The following is a 20,425-nucleotide window of genomic DNA, read 5'->3' on the forward strand; positions in this document are numbered from 1 at the left end:
TGCTAGCATACAATCTGCCTGCCTTGTAGGCCATTTCTTAACAGCTATGAAAAGAACCCAAATCGCCATCCTTTTATTCACTTTTTTATTTATCGCTTGCCAAGAAGAAAGAACCCTTGTTTTTGAAGCGCTGATTTTAGATGAAACCCGATGCTCGGAGTGTCCGGAAGTTGTTATTAACATTCCGAAGGCTGTTGAGAAGTCTAAGGTGGGTGAAACCATCAATAATAGCATTCAAGAGGAAATTATCGAAATCTTGAACTATGACGATGAAAATGACGCCACTACCATAAAGGATGCGGTAAAGACTTTCAGCCAAGGTTATTGGGACCTAAAAAAACTTTACCCCGAAGAAACCACGGTGTGGGAGGCCACTATCGACGGTCTGGTTACTTTTGAAGACGATTCTATCATAACCATTGAACTCAACACTTATCTATTCACTGGCGGTGCCCACGGATATAGCTCAAAAAGATACCTGAACTTTGACAAATCGAACGGGGTCGAGCTTGAAAACTGGCAGCTTTTTCAAGACCGAAAGAACTTTGAGAGTTTTGCCGAACAAAAGTTTAGAGACCAAGAACAAATACCTTCCGAAGAACCCATTAACAGCACTGGCTTAATGTTCGACAGGGATAAGTTTTACCTGCCCGAGAATATTGGCTTCACCACCGAAGGCATTAAACTACATTATAACCCTTATGAAGTCGCCTCTTATGCAGACGGCCCTATTGAGGTAACACTTCCATTTAAAGAAGTAGAGCCTTTCTTGACCAAGCGCACCAAATCTTAACTACAGTAATTTTTGAAGTGCCAATATCGCTCCGCGGTGTAAACCTTCGTGAAATAAATTAAAAGCCAGGGCATCGTCAATATTGTTCAGGGTCACATTTACGCTGGTCGTATACGAATTGTAACTTTCAAAAAGTCCGTTTTCATAATCTTCTTCCAACCATTCTATGGTAGAGATTAAAAAAGCCCCAACTTCTTTTATTTCTTCGTCGGTAGCCTTTCCATCAGGCACTGTACCTTTTTTGAACTTATCAACCAATGCTTCTGGAATTCTCATTTGAAGTCCACTCAGTTTATAGGCCAAGAGCTGCTGTGTCACGACTACATGGGCTATATTCCACCAAATATTATTACGAAAGCCCTCCGGAATTTTCAATAATTTCTCTTTCGGAGTTTCGGTTAAAATCTTATATAAATGTTTTCTGTTCTCCAGAGTAGGGTGTAGTATATTTTTCAAGGTGTGCTGAATTTAAAGTACGCCGTAAAAATAGCACAATTGCATAGAATTAGGTTTCTTTGTGGTCGTAATATGAGCATAGAGAAATGAAGAAAATTTACCATTTAAGCACCTGCGACACTTGTAAACGTATTTTAAAAGAATTGCAACCTCTTGACCAAGTAGGACTTCAAGATATTAAAAACGAATCGATTACCGATAGTCAACTTGAGCAAATGCATGAACTTGCAGGCACATATGAATCTCTGTTCAGTAAAAGAGCCCGGTTATATCGAGAAAAGGGCCTACACGAAAAACAATTAAGCGAATCGGATTATAAAAATCTAATTCTTGAGCATTACACCTTTCTTAAAAGACCTGTAATTCTAATAGACAATCAAATTTTTATTGGCAATAGTAAGAAAACGGTGGCCTCGGCCAAAGAAGCATTGCATTCTTGAGCAAAAGAACGTTAGCCATATTGGCCGCTATTGGGGCAACTACCATCTATGGACTTAACCACACCATAGCCAAAGGTATAATGCCCCACTATATGGGTGCTTATGCGTTGGTAGAGCTTAGGGTTATCGGTGCCGCCTTTTTATTCTGGTGTATGTCTTTTTTGGGGCCAAAAGAAAAAATAGAGAAGAAAGATTTTTTGCGTCTTTTCATTTGCGCCCTTTTAGGTATGGGCTTTAACATGTTAGTCTTTTTTAAAGGATTATCGCTATCAACGCCCATTAACAGTGCCGTTCTTATCACGACTACACCAATTATCGTGGTTTTACTTTCTGCTATTTTGATCAAAGAAAAAGTACTTCCTCTTAAAATAGTGGGAATCGCTATCGGTTTCTTAGGAGCATTGGGACTCATTCTACTTAGTTCTGAGACCAGACAGGATGCACCCAATATACCATTTGGCAATTTTTTGATTTTAATGAACTCCATCTTATACGGGTCTTATCTTATTACGGCCAAAACCCTCATAGAAAAATACCATCCGTTCACTTTTATGAAATGGCTTTTCTTCTTGGGTATTTTTATCTGCCTCCCGTTTGGCTACGAAGAACTGGCAACCACAGACTGGAGCGCCCTTAATTTCGATGCGGTCTGGAGAATAGGCTTTGTAATCATTGGTACTACTTTTTGCACCTATCTTTTTAACATTTTTGCATTGACGCAATTGAAAGCCTCAACCGTGAGCGCCTTTGTTTATGTGCAGCCACTGATAGGCATTCTTTTTGCATTAATTACAGGTCAAGACAGGCTAACTACGGTGAAAATTGTAGCGGCATGTTTTGTGTTTGTAGGGGTCTACCTAGCAAGTAAGAAGCCCAAGAGAATAGTAGAACACTAATCGTTTTAGATGCTAATATCTTTTGGCACCTTCGCAAATCTTCGAGTATCTTCTTTGGTCAACACACGAAAACCCTCTCCCTTTTCAACCCCGCTGAACGATACCAGAAAATTATTGGTAAGACCGGTCAATTTTCGCGTGTTTAAATCCATCCAAGCGCCCATCATTTCGCAATGTGCAAAATGCTCGCCTTTGTGATTATAGAAATTATGGTGAAATTCAAAGAATTTAGCGTCTTCGCTCATTCCCATGATTTCCATAGAAACCTTAATAGGCCTACCCGGAAAAGCCTCTTTAAAGTAGTACATATGCTCGTAGAAAACCACCGGACCTATCTGTTGTGAAGCCAATGTCTTTTGGTCAAATCCAAGCTCGAACAAAAATGCCATTCGGGTATGGCTCATATAGTTTAAATAGGCTGAATTGGCTAAATGTCTATTGGCGTCTAAATCGCTCCATCTAATTTCAAATTCTTTCAAGTACATAGGAATCGTGGTTTTTGTTATGCATGCATAGGAATAGTAAAAATACTATTTTTTTAACCCCTAGCCGAAGCTATTCGAGGAATGTATTTAATTAAGAATTCGGAGAATAGTTTGTGGTATGAAACTTTCGACTTGAAAACCTGTATATTGATATCAAAGCATTGGGCAACGCCTACAATTGGTCTTTCCTTTCTTCTTGTACTTTTTGCAGCATTTCTTTTTTTTCTTTAAAACACTACATTCTGCACGAAAAGAATTATCTAAAAAAAAGGGGGTTATGAAAACTGCTGTCGTCATTTCTTTTAGCAACTCAAAATCATCGCAAAATTACGCAAACAATCGAATAAATCTGAGTGCTTTAGCACTTATCATAAAGCCTTTACACAAATTATATTCTCAAAGGGTGACCGGGCTTCCTTTTTGAGCCGATTTGTTAATAGCTTCAACAATGGCAATATCTTTTAACCCCTCTTCGCCAGGCACCATCATGGGGCGGTTATTGATGATTGACAATGCGTCATCATCCATTTGGCGCGCCTGTTGATTTTCTATATAAGTATTCAAAAGTGTACCGTCGCTAGCTTTACCCTTGACTCCGGTATATGATTGAAAGGGTTCTAATTGATACCATCCCTTCTCACATTCGGCCCTTAAAATATTAACGCTTTCGGCCGCTGAAGTTTTGCCGCTACCGGTTAAGCCTCCTCCGAAATCTAGATTAAAGGTAGTAATCTCTTCCACCTCTTTAAATAGCTCCGGCCTATTGTTCTCATGTTGACCTGTTACCGATATAGGTTCTTTTCCCGTAATATAGCGCAACCCATTGATGGCATAAACCCCTACGTCATAAATTAGCCCACCGCCCAGTTCTTTATCCATTCGCCAGGTATTGCCAGGGTTTGCAATATTGAACCCCACATCGCCCCGAACCTTTTTTATTTGACCATAAGGTTTTGTATCGGCCCATTTTATAACAGTTTGCGTATTAGGTTCATGTTGCATGCGATAGCCAATGGCCAATTTTACCTTATTCTTTTCGCATGCCTTCATCATAGCCTCACATTCGGCAACGGTCTTTGCCATTGGCTTTTCACTCCAAACGTGTTTACCGGTTTGGGCCGCCTTAATGGCGTATTCAGCATGAAGACCTGTAGGTAGCACTATATAAATTACATCGATGTCATCATTATTGGCAATGGCATGCATGGTTTCATAATTGTACACATTTTTGTCGGGTATACCATGTCTCTTTTGCCAAACAGGTATCTTCTCCGGGCTACCTGTCACTATGCCTCTTAACTCACAATGTTTCGTCAATTGCAGTGCCGGCGCCAAAAGATTTTCGCTATAATTTCCTAAGCCTACCAAACATATACCCAGCTTATCTTTTTGATAACGGGGCTTAAAACTTAGATGAGGTAGAATACTTAGCCCTCCCAACAAAAGGCCGGTATCCTTCAAAAACTTTCTGCGATTGTTCATGTAAGTAATGTTTAGAAGCTGATCATTACAAGTTAACCAAATTATGAACGGCTTAATCACTTTTAACTTCCCATTTTTATATAATTGCTAAATACAAGAATTGAGTGTAGATTTATGGTCGACTCGAATTAACTTAAATCCGATCCATCATGTCAAACAAACCTGCCTTTATCAAAGATTTGGATCTGCCGGCCATTGCCGCCCCCATGTTTCTGATTTCTGGACCTCAATTGGTCATCGAATGCTGTAAAAATGGAATTGTGGGCACCTTTCCCGCTTTAAACCAAAGAACAAGTGAAGGTTTTGAAGAATGGCTGATAGAAATAATGACCGAATTGGAAGCTTTTGAAAAAAAGACCGGTAAAAAACCGGCCCCTTTCGGTGTCAACCTAATTGTTCATAATACCAATCCTAGGTTGGAAGCGGATATTAAACTGTGCATTAAACACAAAGTACCGATTGTGATTACTTCACTCGGAGCCGTATCGATGGTGGTCGATGCGATTCACAGTTATGGCGGACTCGTATTTCACGACATTATTAAAAAAAGACATGCGGAAAAAGCACAGGAAGCCGGAGTTGACGGACTCATTTTGGTAGCCGCCGGTGCAGGAGGTCACGCCGGAACCATCAACCCAATGACCTTGGTTTCGGAAATAAAAAAATTCTTTCACAAAACAATCATTCTTTCAGGATGTATCAGCACTGGGCGTGATATTGCGTCGACATTGCAAATGGGTGCCGACATGGCCTATATGGGTACCAGGTTCATCAATACCGAGGAAAGTGGAGCCAATGATGAATATCGACATATGATTGAGGATGCCGGGTCGAGCGATGTGGTGTATACAGCTGCCATTTCAGGTGTTCATGCCAACTTTTTGGGCCAAAGCCTAAAAGCGGCCGGTCTATCTGATGAAGACCTTAAAAAAGATACCAAAATAGATTTTGGCAAAGAGCTGAATACCGAAGCAAAAGCCTGGAAAACAATTTGGTCAGCTGGTCAAGGTTCGGCATTAATAGACAATACCCTTCCGGTGAAAGACTTAGTTGCCCAATTGAAATCTGAATTTAAACAAGCGATTGAAGAGCAGGCCAAATGGTTAGAAACCTATCCGAAATAGGATGATTACAACTAGCGGTTAAACGGCCACCTCTCGCTGCCGAAGTTCAGACAAGAATTGATGCACTTGACTGACGGCCATAGAACCCTCTCCTACAGCAGAGGCCACCCGCTTTACGGATCCCTTTCTAACATCGCCGACGGCAAAAAAACCAGGGATGCTCGTTTCTAGCGATTGCGGTTTTCTAGTTGAATAAATATCGCACATGTAAAGATCTTTTCGTTCGATACCTGGGCCCGTACAAATGAAACCCCTTTCATCAGTGGCTACAATACCTTCAAGCCACTCTGTGCATGGCTTGGCGCCAATAAACGTGAATAGGTTTGTCATGTTCATTTTAGACTTTTCGCCACCGGTATACTTTAGAGTTACTTCCTCTAAATGATGGGTTCCCTTTAGTTCTGCCACTTGGCAGTTCAGTTGAACATGTATTTTTGAGGAAGCGTTTATTCGCTGAACCAAGTAATCGCTCATTTTAGATCCCAAATCGTCCCCTCGTAAAATAATATGCACCTCATCAGCGTAATCGGCCAGAAAAAGAGCGGCTTGCCCGGCCGAATTCCCTCCACCTACCACGCCGACAATTTCATCTTTGCACGAAGAGGTATTCATTCCGGTAGCGGAGTAATAGACACCACTACCCTCAAACTTTACAATATTCTCTAAATCGAGTTGCCTATAGTTCGCACCTGTAGCAGCAATTATAGATTTGGTCTTTATTACCTTGCCATTGGTGGCGCAGAGTATAAAATGATTTCCGGTATGCTCAATACTTTCTGCCCTATGAGGAATGGAAATGTTACAACCGAACTTTTGTGCCTGTAGGTAAGCCTTATTGGCGAGGTCTCTACCTGATATACCTGTGGGGAAACCCAAGTAATTTTCAATTTTCGAACTCTTGCCCGCCTGCCCTCCCGGGGCATTGCTATCAATAGTTACTACACTGAGCCCCTCAGAAGAGGCATAAACACTTGCTGCCAAGCCAGCTGGGCCAGCACCGATTACCAATAAATCGAAGATTTTATCCTCAAAATCCATCAGAACCCCAGAAAATCGGGCCACTTGATCAAGGGTAGGTTTCATGTGCAGGTGGCCCCCATGGCAAATCATCAACGGCAGGTCTTTATCACCAAGCGCAAAGTTTTTGAGTAGGTCACGAGCCTCTTCCGATTCGTCTACATTCAAAAAATTATACCAGATATAATTCTTGTCCATAAAATCACGAATGGCATAAGCTTCTTTCGAATTTCCTGACCCCACCAATTTGAGTCCGCCTACATATTCACTCAAAATTGCGTCTTGTCTCTGAAGAAATGTATTAAGAAGAATATCGCTTAAACTACTATGCTTGGCTATCGCCTCTTTTAAGCGATCTGGGCTCACTCGAATTAGCTCAGAACCCTCTTTGGCTATACCTTTGAATTGCGAGCCTCTTTCTGAGAGTATGCCGCTATCGCCCGAAAACTCTTGACTTTGGTGATGGGCAATAATTTTTTGACCGTAGGAAGGGTCGATAATATCTATTTCTCCCTGAAGCACTACAAAGAAGTCATATTTAAGTTGGCCAATGTCAAAAAGAATGGTTTCTTCATTAAAGCACTCGATAGTTCCGTACTCCTTTAAAATATTGATGTGCCCTTGTGGTAATTGAGGAAATCTTGGATCGTTCATGTTTTCTATTTACCTTACTATAGTATCGTTTGACAGATATTTTTTTGATGCAATTGTCATCCTTAAATTTACAACAACTTTCAAAATCAATTTATAGGTCAGAGTTTCGAATTCTGCACCTATTCCCTTACAGAAATAATCATCTACAATGCCCCTACTTGAATCAGATTACAGCCCCATTTTGCCCTTCAAAAATGGGCATGTGTCAACAATTTATTCGGGTCTTTTCAGAAAAGTGGCAGGATTGCAGCAAACAAGAGAGCGATTGGAATTGAGTGACGGTGATTTTCTTGATTTAGATTGGAGTTTCTCTGTGTCTAGCACTAAAAAGGTGATACTACTTTTACACGGGTTGGAAGGAAACGGGCAACGACCTTACATCACAGGGTCAGCACAAGTTTTCAATGAAACAAATTATGATGCCTGTGCCGTAAATTTTAGGGGTTGCAGCGGCGAGACCAATAGACTATTCCGTTCTTATCACAGTGGTGCCACAGAAGATCTGGAAGAAATCGTTCAGCACATTCTGAGGCTCAAAAAATACGATGAAATCTATATTAAAGGGGTAAGCCTAGGTGGTAATTTGGCACTGAAATATATTGGTGAACCTCGAAGTCTGCCCAAAGAAATTAAAGCCGTGATAGGCATATCGGTACCTTGTAACCTTTCTAGTTCACTGACCGAACTATTGAAAGCCAAGAATTTTGCCTATTCACAACGATTTAAGAAGCATCTGGTAGCCAAACTTCGCTTAAAAGAACCTCTGTTTCCTGAGCGACTGACCAAAAAAGATATCGCTCGCATTAAAAACCTTAAAGATTTTGATGACATCTATACAAGTCGCGCGCACGGTTTCAAAAATGCAATGCATTATTATGAGAAATGCAGTTGCCTGCAATTCTTGCCAAACGTTCAAATACCTACCCTGATCATCAATGCCCAGAACGACTCTTTTCTTGGACCTGAGTGTTTTCCAATAAAAGAGGCCAAAGACAACAAGAATATTTACTTAGAAATACCAAAATTTGGAGGACATGTAGGTTTTTGGGATTATGGTAATCGATATCACAATGAAAAAAGAGCAATAAAGTTCATAGAAGAAGGGCTTTAAAGATGGGTAATCACTATATTAGTGCCCATAAATTTTGTTACCAATGAAAAAAATACTTGTTGTACTTGCCCTAGGAGCGCTTGTAGTTGGCTGTGGCGAGAAAAAGAAGGAAGAAAAGAAAGAAGGTTTTGAAATGAACCGCACCAAAACCGAAGAAAAAACTACAGAAGCCCAATCAGAAGGTGTTCCTGTTGATATGGACAATGAGGGAGTCGGCCCGTTTAAAGATATCTCTTTTGACGGTGAAATCGATGCTGAGTTGGCAGCTGCCGGTGAAGCCAAATTCAACGCTGTCTGTACTGCTTGCCATATGGCAGAGCAGCGAATGATAGGCCCCGCCTTAAAAGGTGTTTATGAAAGAAGAAACCCAGCTTGGGTAATGAACATGATCAGTGGTCCTGATAAAATGTTGAAAGAAGACCCGATTGCTAAAGCTTTGTTGAAAGAGTACAACAATGCTATAATGCTCAATCAAAATCTATCTGAAGACGAGGTAAGGGCGGTAGCCGAATACCTAAGAACCTTCTAAGAGGATTTTATCTTATACCAAAACCGGGCTTCAAATGAAGCCCGGTTTTTTTTTGCCCAATATGAGGTATTTGTTTTTTAACAAAATTTTATCAATTGCTTAGATAGGTCTTCGTCTATATAAACAAAGACATTCATCAATTAATCTAGGCGACATGAAAGAAGATCTACTACTGCTCAATGAGCATAATTTACCCGAGAGAATTCTCAATAGAAAACGCTCATACATATCATTAAGGTATTGGATAGGATGGGCAGGCGGATATACCGATTCAAAAAAAGAAGAGGATAATGAAAGATAAAATCGACTTTGGCACTTAATTGCCTATTTGGTCGGAAACTACCTTGTAGGTAGGGTCTTCCAATACATTTACATCGATAATATCTTCTGCATTCTTCAACAACCTCACACAATCTTTACTTAGGTGCCTTAAATGTACTTTTTTTCCCACCTTGGCATAGCGCTCGGTAATTTTATTCAAAGCTTCTATACCAGACATATCGGCCACCCGGCTTTCCTTAAAATCGATTATGACCTCATCGGGGTCGTTAAGCACATCAAATTTCTCTGAAAACAAGGTTGTGGAACCAAAAAATAGCGGTCCGTAAATTTCGTAATGTTTTACTCCATTCTCATCTACACGCTTGCGTGCTCTAATTCTCTTGGCATTTTCCCAAGAATAAGCCAATGCAGAAATGATGACCCCTAATAATACGGCTACGGCCAAATTGTGGGTAATTGCCGTAATAAGTGTTACCAGAACCATGACTACCACATCTGATTTTGGCATTTTACCGAAAGTCTTAAAACTGGCCCATTCAAAAGTACCGATAGCCACCATAAACATCAGGCCCACTAAAGCCGCCATTGGTAAACGTTCAATTAAACTTGAACCGAACATTATGAAGACCAAAAGCATAACGGCTGCAGTTATGCCCGACAACCTTGCCCTCGCCCCGGAAGAAGTATTGATCAAACTTTGACCTATCATGGCACAACCTCCCATACCGGAAAGGAAGCCCGAGAATATATTGGCCGTACCTTGGGCCACGCACTCTTTGTTGCTCCTACCCCGTGTTTCAGTAATTTCATCAACAATGTTCAGGGTAAGCAAACTTTCAATAAGTCCGACCCCAGCCACTATAGCAGCATAAGGAAATATAATTTTCAGAGTCTCCAGCGTAAAAGGAATTTGAGGGATGGAAAGCGGAGGAAACCCACCACTAATACTCTCGCCTTCAGACATCGTATCGGCCACGGTAACGGTATCGATTCCAAAGCCTATTACAATCGCAGACACCACCAAAATAGCCAATAAAGAGGAGGGTATGGCCTTTGTCAGCTTTGGAAAACCCCAAATGATCAGCATCGTCAACAATGTAAGCCCCAACATCATATAAAATGATGATCCTTCCAACAATTGATCCGTACCTTTTTGATAAAAGTTCGGAAACTGAGCCATGAAAATAATTATGGCCAACCCGTTTACGAACCCGAACATCACCGGATGGGGAACCAAGCGAATAAATTTTCCCAAACGTAGAACACCGGCCAGAATTTGCAAAATACCTGCAATAATGACGGTAGCGAATGTATATTGAAGTATACCTTCCGGACCGATTTCAGGAAAAGTTCGTTTTAATTCAAGAATCAGGCCTACGAAAATTACTGCCACTGCTCCTGTTGCTCCGGAAATCATACCTGGTCTACCCCCAAGAATGGAGGTTATAAAACAAAGAACAAAGGCCGCATACAAACCTGTTAGCGGTGAAAAGCCTGGTATCAAGGCAAAAGCAATTGCCTCAGGCACCAATGCAAGCGCCACCGTGAGTCCTGAAAGGATTTCGGTCTTATAATCTACTTTTTGCTTAAAATCGAAAAGGTTGAAATACTTCTTCATGGTCGGTTTTGAGCGTGCAAAAATAGACCAAAATAAGCTATTGACCTAGTTATAGCTATCAATTATACAATATCACCTCAACAGAACAAATTGTCTACCAGCTTCTTAGACCTAACAGTTTTTGTCCTAATTCACTTAGTTCGGCCGTTTCATATTTGGTCTGTTCCCAATTTCTTGGATCCCCAGGAAAGGCATAACCTTCTGGTGCAATTCTATTTTTCCATGAGTTGACCCGCCAATTTTTCATTTCAACATTGTCTTCTTCTGCGGGCATCATTGAAATATATTGTGCAATTCTAACCTTGTTCTTCGAATTGTTAGGCCGTATGCCATGAGGTTGGGTACTATTGAATATCAAGAGGTCACCTGCTTCCATTTTCACTTTGACCAATTCATCTTCTAAACCGGTAATATCAGGTTGAAAGTGGTCGCGGTCTTCGGGCTGCGTCAGCTTCCAACTATCATAATTGCGATAAAGCCATGGTATGCACTGAAAACCACCCATATTTTCATCGGTCTGATCGGCTAGCGCCAATACGCCCTGAACGTTTTGAGGTCTTGTTTCCGGGTCATAGTCCCAATGGATAAATCCTTTTTTCTTAACCCCTTCCGGTAGAGGAAAATTCAAATTGGCCCTATCAATGGTTACCCATAGATGCTCCGTTCCCCATATATCGACAAAGGCATCGTAGACCCGTTTGGTTTGCCGGTTATTCCATAAGTGCTGATGATTATATACCTCTACCATACCAGTACCGGTCAGTTCTTTCATTTTCATTTCTGCACGGGGTGCTTGATACCACGTTTCAGGATTGTTGGGGTCTTTTTCATCAAATTCCCAAATAAAATCTGCCGTGGCCTGAGCCTGCTCCTTCGATATGGCATTCTTGACAACTATATAACCGTTCTCAATCCAAAATCGCCAATCCTCTTCGCTCAGCACTCTCAATGGTTGACCATTAGAGCGGTCGTTTAATTTTACTTTACTCGTGGTTGCCGTGGAAGGATTACCGGGTATCTCTTGGTGTGCCTTGTTGGCCATTTCAAGCTTTTCATCAATGTTTTTCATGACGCCTATATTTAGAATTTCTAGAGATAAAACTACTCTACAAGAAAATGGAAAACTACCTTGATATTGATATAGATTTGAACAATATTGATATTTATGATGATTTATAGATGAAATACTAATAATTTAGTGAAACCTTTATGAAGTGTTTTAATCTAGAGTAAACTTTGAAAGTTCAATTAGAGACCATAAAACCTGAGTCGGACAGCCCTTTTCGTTTGCTGCACGACCCTAAGCTCAATCATTTGTTCTATTGGCATTTTCATCCGGAATATGAATTGGTCTATATAGAAGGGGCCACTGCCACCAGACACGTCGGCAACCATATTTCAACTTATACCGAAAGTGATTTGGTTCTCATCGGTTCTGGCATTCCGCATTTAAACTTTGATTACGGGGTTAAAACAGAATATCGCAAGGAAGTGTTGCATATAAAACCTTCATTCAAAGATAGTTTTATAGCCCCACTTCCAGAATTGAAGAACCTCAACCGCCTTATGGACTTGGCAAAGTACGGTATAGCCTTTCACGGAAAGACCAAAACAGAAATAGGTGCATTGATGAGGCAACTCTATCAGTTGCACCCCTACGATTTCTTTATGCAAGTCTTGAATATATTGAAGCAACTTTCTGGCAGTAACGAGTTCGAGGTTCTACACAAAAAACCATATATCAACACCTATAGCAGTAAAGAGCAATCTCGAATTAGGGAAATTTATGCTTTTGTCGATAAGCATTACCAAGACCATATCTCGATAGGTGAGGTCGCCGATATTTGCAATCTGAGCAAACCTGCCTTCTGCCGATATTTCAAAAAGGCTACCAACAGTACATTTATCAACTTCTTGAACCAATACCGTATAAGTCAGGCCAAACGTTTATTATTAATTGGCAAAAACGTGAGCGAGACTTGTTTTGAGTGCGGTTTTGAAAGTCTTTCATATTTCAACCGAACCTTTAAAAAAATAACGGGCGAAAACCCATCAGATTTTAAAAAGAGAATGAAAATGCGGTTATAATCTTTAGAGACAGTAATTTATCTTCTACCGTTTATTGAAAAAAGTAAATAGTTTATGTTTTAAACATGTCAATGAAAAATCAAGAACTATGTTTTCAATAACTCTCTCTACCATCTTAAAAATCGCTCTTGCCGGTATCTTGATCTATATGTATATCATTTTTATAACCCGATTGGCCGGCAAACGAACCTTCGCCAAAATGAGCAGTTTTGACTTTGCCATCACTATAGCCATGGGCTCAATATTGGCGAATGCGGTCAACCAACCTTCAAAAAGTTTCATGAGCGCAGTGGTTGCCCTGGCAATTCTAGCATGCCTTCAGGTGCTTTTTGCCAAACTGGTCAGTTCTTCGCAGGCTTTGGAAAACATCGCCACCAATTCTCCCGTACTTCTTATGAAAGATGGCGAGATTATAGAAAATAACCTTAAAAAATGTTTGGTCAGCAAATCTGACCTTATGGCAAAACTACGAGAAGCCAACGTCTTGCAACTTTCAGAAGTGAAAGCTGTAGTTTTCGAAACTACCGGAGATATCTCGGTATTGCATTCATCGGACAAACAAACTATCGACTCGGAGATTTTGGAACAGGTAAAATCATCGCACTAAAACAAAACCGCCCCAAATCAAGTGAAATGGAGCGGTCTCTAACTAAATAACCAACCAAAAAAATCTTATTTACTATCTCTACTTCTTTCGACCTTCATTAAAGGATTAGAAGTTTTAATTCTTTTTTTATCGGTACTACCTGTGCTTGATTTCAAGTATTGCCTGTATCCCCTTCCTCTAAACTTATAGACCGTTCTGCTAGAAGGATGATACAGTTCGATAGTACTATCATTAATAACGTATAGTTCAAAGTAATCATTGCTCGATGAATGGTAGGCCAGTGTTAAAGTTTTGAGCATTTCATCGTTTTGTATGTCATACACCTGATATTCGCCTTCAAAATCCCATTGTAACCTATTAATGGCCGTTCCGGGCTCATCAATCGAAGACCTAAAAAATTCAGGTTCGAAGTTTAAGAAATTCTCATTGTCGAAATCATTAAGAGTACCTCTTTCGCTGGTGTATACTTTTTCCCAAGCATCATACTCCTGCAAAAAATAATTGAGGTTATCGTAAAAGACGAAGTCAAAATCAAAATTGTTCAATTGGTAACCATCTAGAAAGTAAGAAGTATCGGTATAGCCATCATATATTTCCACCGTATTACCATCGATGACAAATACATCTAAAATATAATGGCCGTCTAAATCGTGGTTAACCTCAATAGAACTATTACTCCCATTATAGTAACCTACATCGACCCCCAATCCATCTCCTGTTCTACCAATACCCACAATATTGTTATTGGCAATTAGCTTACCATTGATAAAGGACACCGTGAACGCTCTTTGCAAAAAGGGTATCTCACCATTACCTTGAGTTGCATTGATATCTACGTACCAAAGGTCATATGATCCCAATACCGCTTCAGCATTTACAGAAGGCTCTTGTATATAATCGTCTTCAACTATAACCTCTGTATAACAAGAGGTGGCCAACAGGCCAAACATTAGTAGCGTAAATAGTTTTGTTTTCATATTCATAGCATTAGAATTCAACAGATTAAAAACAACCACCGTGCCAAAACTTTTAACTTTTTGATAATCAAAGAATAAGGATGCGATTTTTTATTTCACTAGTTTTGTTTCAGGAAAAACAAACATGATTTTAGCCTAAGATTAAATGAACAAAGCTTTGAAATTTGCCGTATTGGGCGGGGGAAGTTGGGCAACGGCCATTGTTAAAATGCTCTGCGACAATCAAGAAGAGGTGGTATGGTACATGAGAAATACCGATGCTATTGGATTCATTAAAATTCAAAAACACAACCCCAATTATCTTACCTCGGTCACTTTCAACACAGAAAAATTGCACCTAACTGACGATATCAATGAGGCCGTCTCAAAAGCTGACATTTTAATTTTTGCCATTCCTTCGGCCTTTTTACATACCGAACTTCAAAAACTAACCAGTTCTATAAAAGAGAAAATAGTGTTTTCCGCTATAAAGGGTATCGTACCGGAGACGGGATTGATTGTTGGCGAACATTTTCATGAAACCTATGACATTCCTTTTAAGAACATAGGTGTTATCACGGGTCCTTGCCATGCTGAAGAGGTAGCCATGGAGCGTCTATCTTACCTTACTATTGCCTGTGCCGATACTTCAAAGGCGAAGTTCGTAGCCAAAAACCTGAGCAGTAGCTATATTAAAACAAAGGTGACCAAAGACATCATAGGCACCGAGTATGCCGCCATGCTTAAGAATATCTATGCCATTGCCGCCGGTATTGCACACGGGTTGGGTTACGGAGATAATTTTCAGAGCGTACTTATGAGCAATGCGATTCGTGAAATGAAACGCTATACCAAAAGCATTCATAAAATCGACCGTAATATTAACGATTCTGCCTACTTAGGCGATTTACTCGTTACAGGGTATTCCACTTTTAGTCGTAACCGTATGTTCGGAAATATGATTGGTAAAGGCTATACCGTTAAAAGTGCCCAAATGGAAATGAACATGGTAGCCGAAGGCTACTATGCGGCCAAAAGCGCTTATGAACTGAAGGGCAAATTTGAAAAAAAGGTAAAGACCCCCATTATCAATGCAGTTTATAAGGTACTTTATGAGGGTAAAAATGCTAAAAAGGTCTTTTTGGCATTGACCGATAAGTTGGATTGATTTAATTAGGACCGCTCCAATGAAAAGTTAGAATGATCTTCTAATTCACTTAACATCGTATCTCGCCATAAAGAGATTTTACCGTCATTGATATCGAAGTATTTTTTGAATTCTTCTAAAATAGGCTCCAAAAGATTCCGAACACTATCGATATCAAAATACAAACGCCCCGTTCGTCTTATAAAGAAATCCATTGGGTTCTGAACCATCTCATATTCGATGCAGAACCGTAATTCCGCCTTGGCCATACCCAATTGGGGGTTGTCATCTTTCTGCTCTTTATAATATTCTAAGATTTTTTCTGTCTGCTTGCCGTAATTGGTGACCAAAAACCAAGCATCATGCTCACTGAACCCCTTTTTTTCAATACGTTCAAAAACCTCTTTGATATACTTCTTTACATGTTTGTATTTCTTGAAATCGGTATTGCCGCACAAAGCAATTTTATCAGTAAAACATTCTTTCAACTGCGTGTCGTGCTCCTCTTCCATTTTTTTGGCGATGCGATTTACTACTCGCTCGGCCATTTTGCGATAGCCGGTAAGTTTACCTCCCGCTATACTGATAAGTCCGGTATCGGATGTAAAGATTTCATCTTTTCTTGATAACTCAGATGCCGATTTACCTTCTTCATGAATCAAAGGACGTAACCCTGCCCAAGAAGAAATAATATCTTCCATTTCAAGATTGATTTTTGGAAACATATTGTTCACCGCGGAAATTAAATAAATAGCATCGGCCAAATCGGTGCGTACATTGTCTTTATCCTTATTATAATTGGTATCGGTAGTACCTATATAGGTGATTTTGCCGCGAGGTATGGCAAACATCATTCGCCCATCGGGAATATCAAAATACACCGATTGTTTTACTGGCAGTTTTTCATGTGGAAACACCAAGTGAACACCTTTCGTCAAATGGAGCTGCTTGCCCTTCTTAGAATTATTCTTGCTTCTAAGTTCATCTACCCAAGGCCCCGCCGCGCTGATAACATATTTCGATTTTATATCGTATGTTTTGCCGTTTATAACGTCTTTCACTTTGACCCCGGCCACCTTGTCTTTTTTATAAACGAAATCTTCTACAGCCGTGTAATTGATGGCCCTAGCACCAAAAAGCAGGCTTGTTTTTATGTTCTCGATGGTCAATCGGGCATCATCGGTACGATACTCTGCATAATAACCGGCTCCTTTTAAAATCTTTTTGGGAAGTAAAGGCTCTAGCTTAAGCGCCTCTTTTTTCTCTAGCATCTTTCGCTTATCATCACCTGAAACTTCGGCCAGTATATCATAGACTTTAAGCCCAATCGAAGTAAGCCATTTACCGTACGAGCCATTTTCTATCAAAGGAAGCAACATCTTTTCAGGTATAACCAGGTGTGGCGCCAACTTATGAACTATAGCTCTCTCGGAACCCACCTCTTTGACCAACCAAAAATCGAATTGCTTAAGATAGCGCAAACCCCCGTGAATCAATTTCGTTGATTTACTACTGGTACCCGAAGCAAAATCTCCCTTTTCAACAAGCGCCACTTTGAGTCCGCGTGAAGAAGCATCCAAAGCGATGCCCGCACCTGTGATTCCACCACCTATTACGACGAGGTCATATTTTTCTTTTGATATTTTTTCTGCGGTTCTTGACCTATCTAGATTTGAAAACTTGATGTTCTTCATGAAGTACGCTTGGTGTTTATTGCTCTTCCCAACCTTTGGTTCGTTCAACGGCCTTTTGCCATTTTTTATAAAGTCTCTTTCTTTTTACCCGATCAAAATTAGGCTTAAAAATTCGGTTCATAGGTCTATTTTGATCCACATCGTCCTGTTTCCATAACCCAACTTGTATACCTGCCAAAAAAGCGGCACCCATGGCTGTCGATTCTATAACCTCAGGTCTGTGAACCTCCGAATCTAAAATATCGGCTTGAAATTGCATTAGATAATTGTTTGCACAGGCACCCCCATCTACACGAAGATTTTTTAGTTGTATGCCCGAATCGTCTTCCATCGCCTTTAAAATATCTTTGGTCTGGTAGGCCAACGATTCCAAAGTGGCTTTTGCCAAGTGTGCCTTTCCGGTATCTCTGGTGAGTCCAAAAATGGCTCCTCTGGCATACATATCCCAATAGGGGGCACCAAGACCTGCAAAGGCCGGCACTACATAAACGGGGTTTTCTTCTTCCACACTCTCAGCCAAAGGTTCGGTTTCCTTGGCATCTTTAATAAGTTCGAGTCCGTCGCGCAACCACTGAATGGCGGCACCAGCAATAAAAATACTTCCCTCAAGTGCATAGTTCACCTTACCATCTAAACCGTAGGCAATGGTTGTCAATAAGCCATTTTTTGAAAATTGGGGCTTTTCCCCAGTATTCATAAGCATAAAACAACCGGTACCATAAGTGTTCTTTGCCGTTCCTTTTTTAAAACAAGCTTGGCCAAACAAAGCGGCTTGCTGATCACCCGCAATACCGGCTATCGGTATTTTTGTTCCTTTAAGGTCATAATCACCAAAATGATGTGCTGAAGGCATTACTTCGGGCAACATCAACTTGGGGATGCCCAAAGCTTTTAAAAGTTTATCATCCCACTTTAACTCAACGATATCATATATCATGGTTCGAGATGCATTGGTATAATCCGTCACATGCTTTTCTCTTCCGGTCATATTCCAAACCAGCCAAGTGTCAACGGTACCCATTAGCAAATCGCCATTCTCAGCTTTCTTTTTGGCACCTTCAACATTGTCAAGGATCCATTTGACCTTCGTACCAGAAAAATAGGAATCAATAACGAGCCCAGTAGTTTTCTTTACATGCTCGGTCAAACCGGTATTCTTCAAGTGTTCGCAAATATCGGCCGTTCTCTTGTCTTGCCAGACTATGGCATTGTAAACAGGCTCGCCGGTAGTCTTATCCCAGACCATGGTAGTTTCCCTTTGGTTGGTAATACCAATGGCAGCAATATCTTTGGGGTCTACTTTTTCTTCATCCACCAATTGCTCTAATACGGCCATTTGGGTATCCCAAATTTCAATGGGATCATGTTCTACCCAGCCCGATTTCGGAAAAATCTGTTTGAACTCTTTTTGGACCATTCCTTTGATTTGGCCAGTTTCATCGACAAGTAAAGCCCTAGAACTCGTGGTTCCTTGGTCAAGTGAGATAATATATTTCATGTATAAGTTGAGTAAGTTGTACCGGTTATTTCTTCTCGAAGGAAACCTGAAATAAGAGATAAGCTTTGGAAAAGCATATAACCGACCCTGATTATGGTTAAATATAGAGTTTAAACCATGCAATTCAAAGTACAAAGTATAGCAGTACGGCTTGGTAACGAAAAATTCACAAAGACGACAATGAGGACAAATTTAGATACAACAATATAAAACGTACTATCGGCTGTATTCGCGCTCTACCCTGCAGATTCTAACGCGATACCATTGGTACCAGTCTTTAATTCCCCTTGCTTGAGCCTTTTGGTGATCAAGGTTGACTTTCCAAGCCGCGATTGATTCTAAATCTTTCCAATAACTAACCGTGATTCCTATTTCGTCTCTAGCGCTTTCAACATCTAAAAAACCTGGCTGTTCTCTTGCCAAATCGACCATCTTTTGGGCCATTTCTGCATAACCTTCATCATCGGGCTTTTTTAATGAAGTAAAGATGACCGCGTAATAAGTACCTTCTTTCATCCGAATCGAAATAGTTTGTAGTTAGGTGATATACTCTTTCTCTATAAAGTAGTCTACCAACGCCTCTTTCATGAGAACTGATTGCTCACCGGATTTCAGTAGGGGCAATTCTTCTTTCACCTTATAATGTGGCCAACCCTCTTCGTCAAAAAAATCGAACTCATAGTAACCATAGGGCTCAAGCAGCCGACAGATGGCAATATGCATCAAATCAAGTTTGGCGTCCTTTTTGAATTTACGGTGGTATTGACCCAACTCTTGCAGACCTACCAAGTAAATAATCGCATCTAGCTCAAGAGCGTCTCCATCTGAAAATTGCGACGATAATTTCTCTACCAGCACATCCCACCTTTCTTTTAACCTAATATCTCTCGACATAATAGACTTCTCTTAGTAAGGGCAAAAGCCCTCGTTGCTATTGCGATAATGAGGTGCAAAGGTACAAATCAAAACACTATTTTTGTGAAAATTCAGTGCTCATGGGCTTTCTAGACATTATATTCGGTCTGCTACTTCTTTGGGGTCTTTATAAGGGAGTTAAAAACGGACTTTTTATAGAACTTGCGTCTATTGTTGCCCTAGTTGCAGGCATTTATGGTGCTATTCACTTTTCATATTATGCCGGAGATTATCTATCGGAGAACATGAAATGGGAAGAACGTTACATCAACATTACTGCATTTGTCATAACGTTTTTGGCCATTGTTTTTGTCGTACATCTTGCTGCCCGACTATTAACTAAAATCGCCGCATTTGCAATGTTAGGGTGGCTGAACCGTATTGCAGGCGGAATTTTCGGTGTGGTTAAAATCGCCGTTATATTGGGTGCGCTGATCATATTTTTTGAAAGGGTCAACGAAACAGCGGGAATGGAAAAAAACGAAAAGGTCGAACAATCGGTTCTATATGAACCCATAAAAAAGATAGGTGCCTTTATATTTGCCAAAGTACTTCGCGCGCCCAAATATCAAATCAGTCCTCAAGAAGACAATCCAGAAATTGTAATCTGACACCAAAAACTTCCCCCAATTT

The 20,425-nt window shown here is 40.4% G+C and carries 22 protein-coding genes; 11 read left to right on the top strand and 11 right to left on the bottom strand.

The features are described from left to right. Positions 1–46 precede the first annotated feature (46 nt). A complete protein-coding gene (locus tag D1013_RS20100) occupies positions 47–793 on the top strand; it encodes a DUF3298 and DUF4163 domain-containing protein (RefSeq protein ID WP_121850521.1) in 747 nt (248 codons plus the stop codon). Here D1013_RS20100 and D1013_RS20105 read toward each other — a convergent pair whose 3' ends face one another. Next, positions 794–1,249 carry a DinB family protein gene (locus D1013_RS20105; RefSeq protein WP_121850522.1) on the bottom strand — a complete coding sequence of 152 codons (456 nt, stop codon included), beginning with the start codon at positions 1,247–1,249 and terminating at the stop codon, positions 794–796. It lies immediately after the preceding gene. A gap of 86 nt (positions 1,250–1,335) precedes the next feature. Between D1013_RS20105 and D1013_RS20110 the strand changes: the two genes are divergently transcribed. Further along, entirely contained in the window at positions 1,336–1,689 is a 354-nt protein-coding gene (locus D1013_RS20110) for an arsenate reductase family protein (RefSeq protein WP_121850523.1), read from the top strand. Next, positions 1,686–2,585, top strand: coding sequence for a DMT family transporter (locus D1013_RS20115; protein ID WP_121850524.1), 900 nt, complete (start codon positions 1,686–1,688; stop codon positions 2,583–2,585). Before D1013_RS20110 ends, D1013_RS20115 begins: the two co-directional genes overlap by 4 nt. A 5-nt stretch (positions 2,586–2,590) precedes the next feature. On the opposite strand, the gene D1013_RS20120 is transcribed toward D1013_RS20115, so the two are convergent. Both D1013_RS20120 and D1013_RS20125 read right to left on the bottom strand, forming a co-directional pair. Further along, entirely contained in the window at positions 2,591–3,070 is a 480-nt protein-coding gene (locus D1013_RS20120; protein WP_121850525.1) for an acyl-CoA thioesterase, read from the bottom strand. Positions 3,071–3,466: 396 nt separating this feature from the next. Beyond that, positions 3,467–4,552 carry a Gfo/Idh/MocA family protein gene (locus tag D1013_RS20125; protein ID WP_192466531.1) on the bottom strand — a complete coding sequence of 362 codons (1,086 nt, stop codon included), beginning with the start codon at positions 4,550–4,552 and terminating at the stop codon, positions 3,467–3,469. A 149-nt stretch (positions 4,553–4,701) separates the two neighbouring features. Between D1013_RS20125 and D1013_RS20130 the strand changes: the two genes are divergently transcribed. Next, positions 4,702–5,676: an NAD(P)H-dependent flavin oxidoreductase gene (locus D1013_RS20130; protein WP_121850526.1), complete on the top strand. Its 975-nt coding sequence runs from the start codon at positions 4,702–4,704 to the stop codon at positions 5,674–5,676. Between the two features lie 18 nt (positions 5,677–5,694). Here D1013_RS20130 and D1013_RS20135 read toward each other — a convergent pair whose 3' ends face one another. Continuing rightward, a complete protein-coding gene (locus D1013_RS20135; protein WP_121850527.1) occupies positions 5,695–7,347 on the bottom strand; it encodes an FAD-dependent oxidoreductase in 1,653 nt (550 codons plus the stop codon). A 148-nt stretch (positions 7,348–7,495) separates the two neighbouring features. Between D1013_RS20135 and D1013_RS20140 the strand changes: the two genes are divergently transcribed. From D1013_RS20140 to D1013_RS20450, 3 genes are all read left to right on the top strand, one after another. After that, positions 7,496–8,458 carry a YheT family hydrolase gene (locus tag D1013_RS20140; RefSeq protein ID WP_121850528.1) on the top strand — a complete coding sequence of 321 codons (963 nt, stop codon included), beginning with the start codon at positions 7,496–7,498 and terminating at the stop codon, positions 8,456–8,458. Between the two features lie 43 nt (positions 8,459–8,501). Then, a complete protein-coding gene (locus tag D1013_RS20145; protein WP_121846932.1) occupies positions 8,502–8,987 on the top strand; it encodes a c-type cytochrome in 486 nt (161 codons plus the stop codon). A 154-nt stretch (positions 8,988–9,141) separates the two neighbouring features. Then, entirely contained in the window at positions 9,142–9,288 is a 147-nt protein-coding gene (locus D1013_RS20450) for a hypothetical protein (RefSeq protein WP_162987764.1), read from the top strand. A gap of 15 nt (positions 9,289–9,303) precedes the next feature. Here D1013_RS20450 and D1013_RS20150 read toward each other — a convergent pair whose 3' ends face one another. Then, on the bottom strand, positions 9,304–10,887 hold the full coding sequence (locus tag D1013_RS20150) for a SulP family inorganic anion transporter (RefSeq protein WP_121846933.1): 1,584 nt from the start codon (positions 10,885–10,887) through the stop codon (positions 9,304–9,306). Between the two features lie 94 nt (positions 10,888–10,981). Then, on the bottom strand, positions 10,982–11,956 hold the full coding sequence (locus D1013_RS20155; RefSeq protein WP_121846934.1) for a phytanoyl-CoA dioxygenase family protein: 975 nt from the start codon (positions 11,954–11,956) through the stop codon (positions 10,982–10,984). Positions 11,957–12,123: 167 nt separating this feature from the next. Here D1013_RS20155 and D1013_RS20160 point away from each other — a divergent pair, with 167 nt between their 5' ends. Together D1013_RS20160 and D1013_RS20165 are read left to right on the top strand one after the other, a co-directional pair. Further along, positions 12,124–12,975: an AraC family transcriptional regulator gene (locus tag D1013_RS20160; protein WP_121846935.1), complete on the top strand. Its 852-nt coding sequence runs from the start codon at positions 12,124–12,126 to the stop codon at positions 12,973–12,975. A gap of 88 nt (positions 12,976–13,063) precedes the next feature. Beyond that, positions 13,064–13,582: a DUF421 domain-containing protein gene (locus D1013_RS20165; protein WP_121846936.1), complete on the top strand. Its 519-nt coding sequence runs from the start codon at positions 13,064–13,066 to the stop codon at positions 13,580–13,582. Positions 13,583–13,647: 65 nt separating this feature from the next. On the opposite strand, the gene D1013_RS20170 is transcribed toward D1013_RS20165, so the two are convergent. Further along, positions 13,648–14,559, bottom strand: coding sequence for a nicotinic acid mononucleotide adenyltransferase (locus D1013_RS20170; protein ID WP_121850530.1), 912 nt, complete (start codon positions 14,557–14,559; stop codon positions 13,648–13,650). Positions 14,560–14,704: 145 nt separating this feature from the next. Between D1013_RS20170 and D1013_RS20175 the strand changes: the two genes are divergently transcribed. Then, positions 14,705–15,706 carry an NAD(P)H-dependent glycerol-3-phosphate dehydrogenase gene (locus tag D1013_RS20175; RefSeq protein WP_121846937.1) on the top strand — a complete coding sequence of 334 codons (1,002 nt, stop codon included), beginning with the start codon at positions 14,705–14,707 and terminating at the stop codon, positions 15,704–15,706. 5 nt (positions 15,707–15,711) lie between these two features. On the opposite strand, the gene D1013_RS20180 is transcribed toward D1013_RS20175, so the two are convergent. The 4 genes from D1013_RS20180 to D1013_RS20195 form a co-directional block, all read right to left on the bottom strand. Continuing rightward, positions 15,712–17,379, bottom strand: coding sequence for a glycerol-3-phosphate dehydrogenase/oxidase (locus tag D1013_RS20180; protein ID WP_121850531.1), 1,668 nt, complete (start codon positions 17,377–17,379; stop codon positions 15,712–15,714). 16 nt (positions 17,380–17,395) lie between these two features. After that, positions 17,396–18,877, bottom strand: coding sequence for a glycerol kinase GlpK (glpK, locus tag D1013_RS20185; protein ID WP_121850532.1), 1,482 nt, complete (start codon positions 18,875–18,877; stop codon positions 17,396–17,398). 216 nt (positions 18,878–19,093) lie between these two features. Continuing rightward, entirely contained in the window at positions 19,094–19,393 is a 300-nt protein-coding gene (locus tag D1013_RS20190; RefSeq protein ID WP_121846938.1) for an antibiotic biosynthesis monooxygenase family protein, read from the bottom strand. 21 nt (positions 19,394–19,414) lie between these two features. Beyond that, entirely contained in the window at positions 19,415–19,771 is a 357-nt protein-coding gene (locus tag D1013_RS20195) for a hypothetical protein (RefSeq protein WP_121846939.1), read from the bottom strand. Positions 19,772–19,872: 101 nt separating this feature from the next. Here D1013_RS20195 and D1013_RS20200 point away from each other — a divergent pair, with 101 nt between their 5' ends. Further along, on the top strand, positions 19,873–20,403 hold the full coding sequence (locus tag D1013_RS20200) for a CvpA family protein (RefSeq protein ID WP_121846940.1): 531 nt from the start codon (positions 19,873–19,875) through the stop codon (positions 20,401–20,403). Positions 20,404–20,425: the final 22 nt, after the last annotated feature.

This window comes from Euzebyella marina, from assembly GCF_003687485.1.
In the GTDB taxonomy this organism is placed as follows: domain Bacteria; phylum Bacteroidota; class Bacteroidia; order Flavobacteriales; family Flavobacteriaceae; genus Euzebyella; species Euzebyella marina.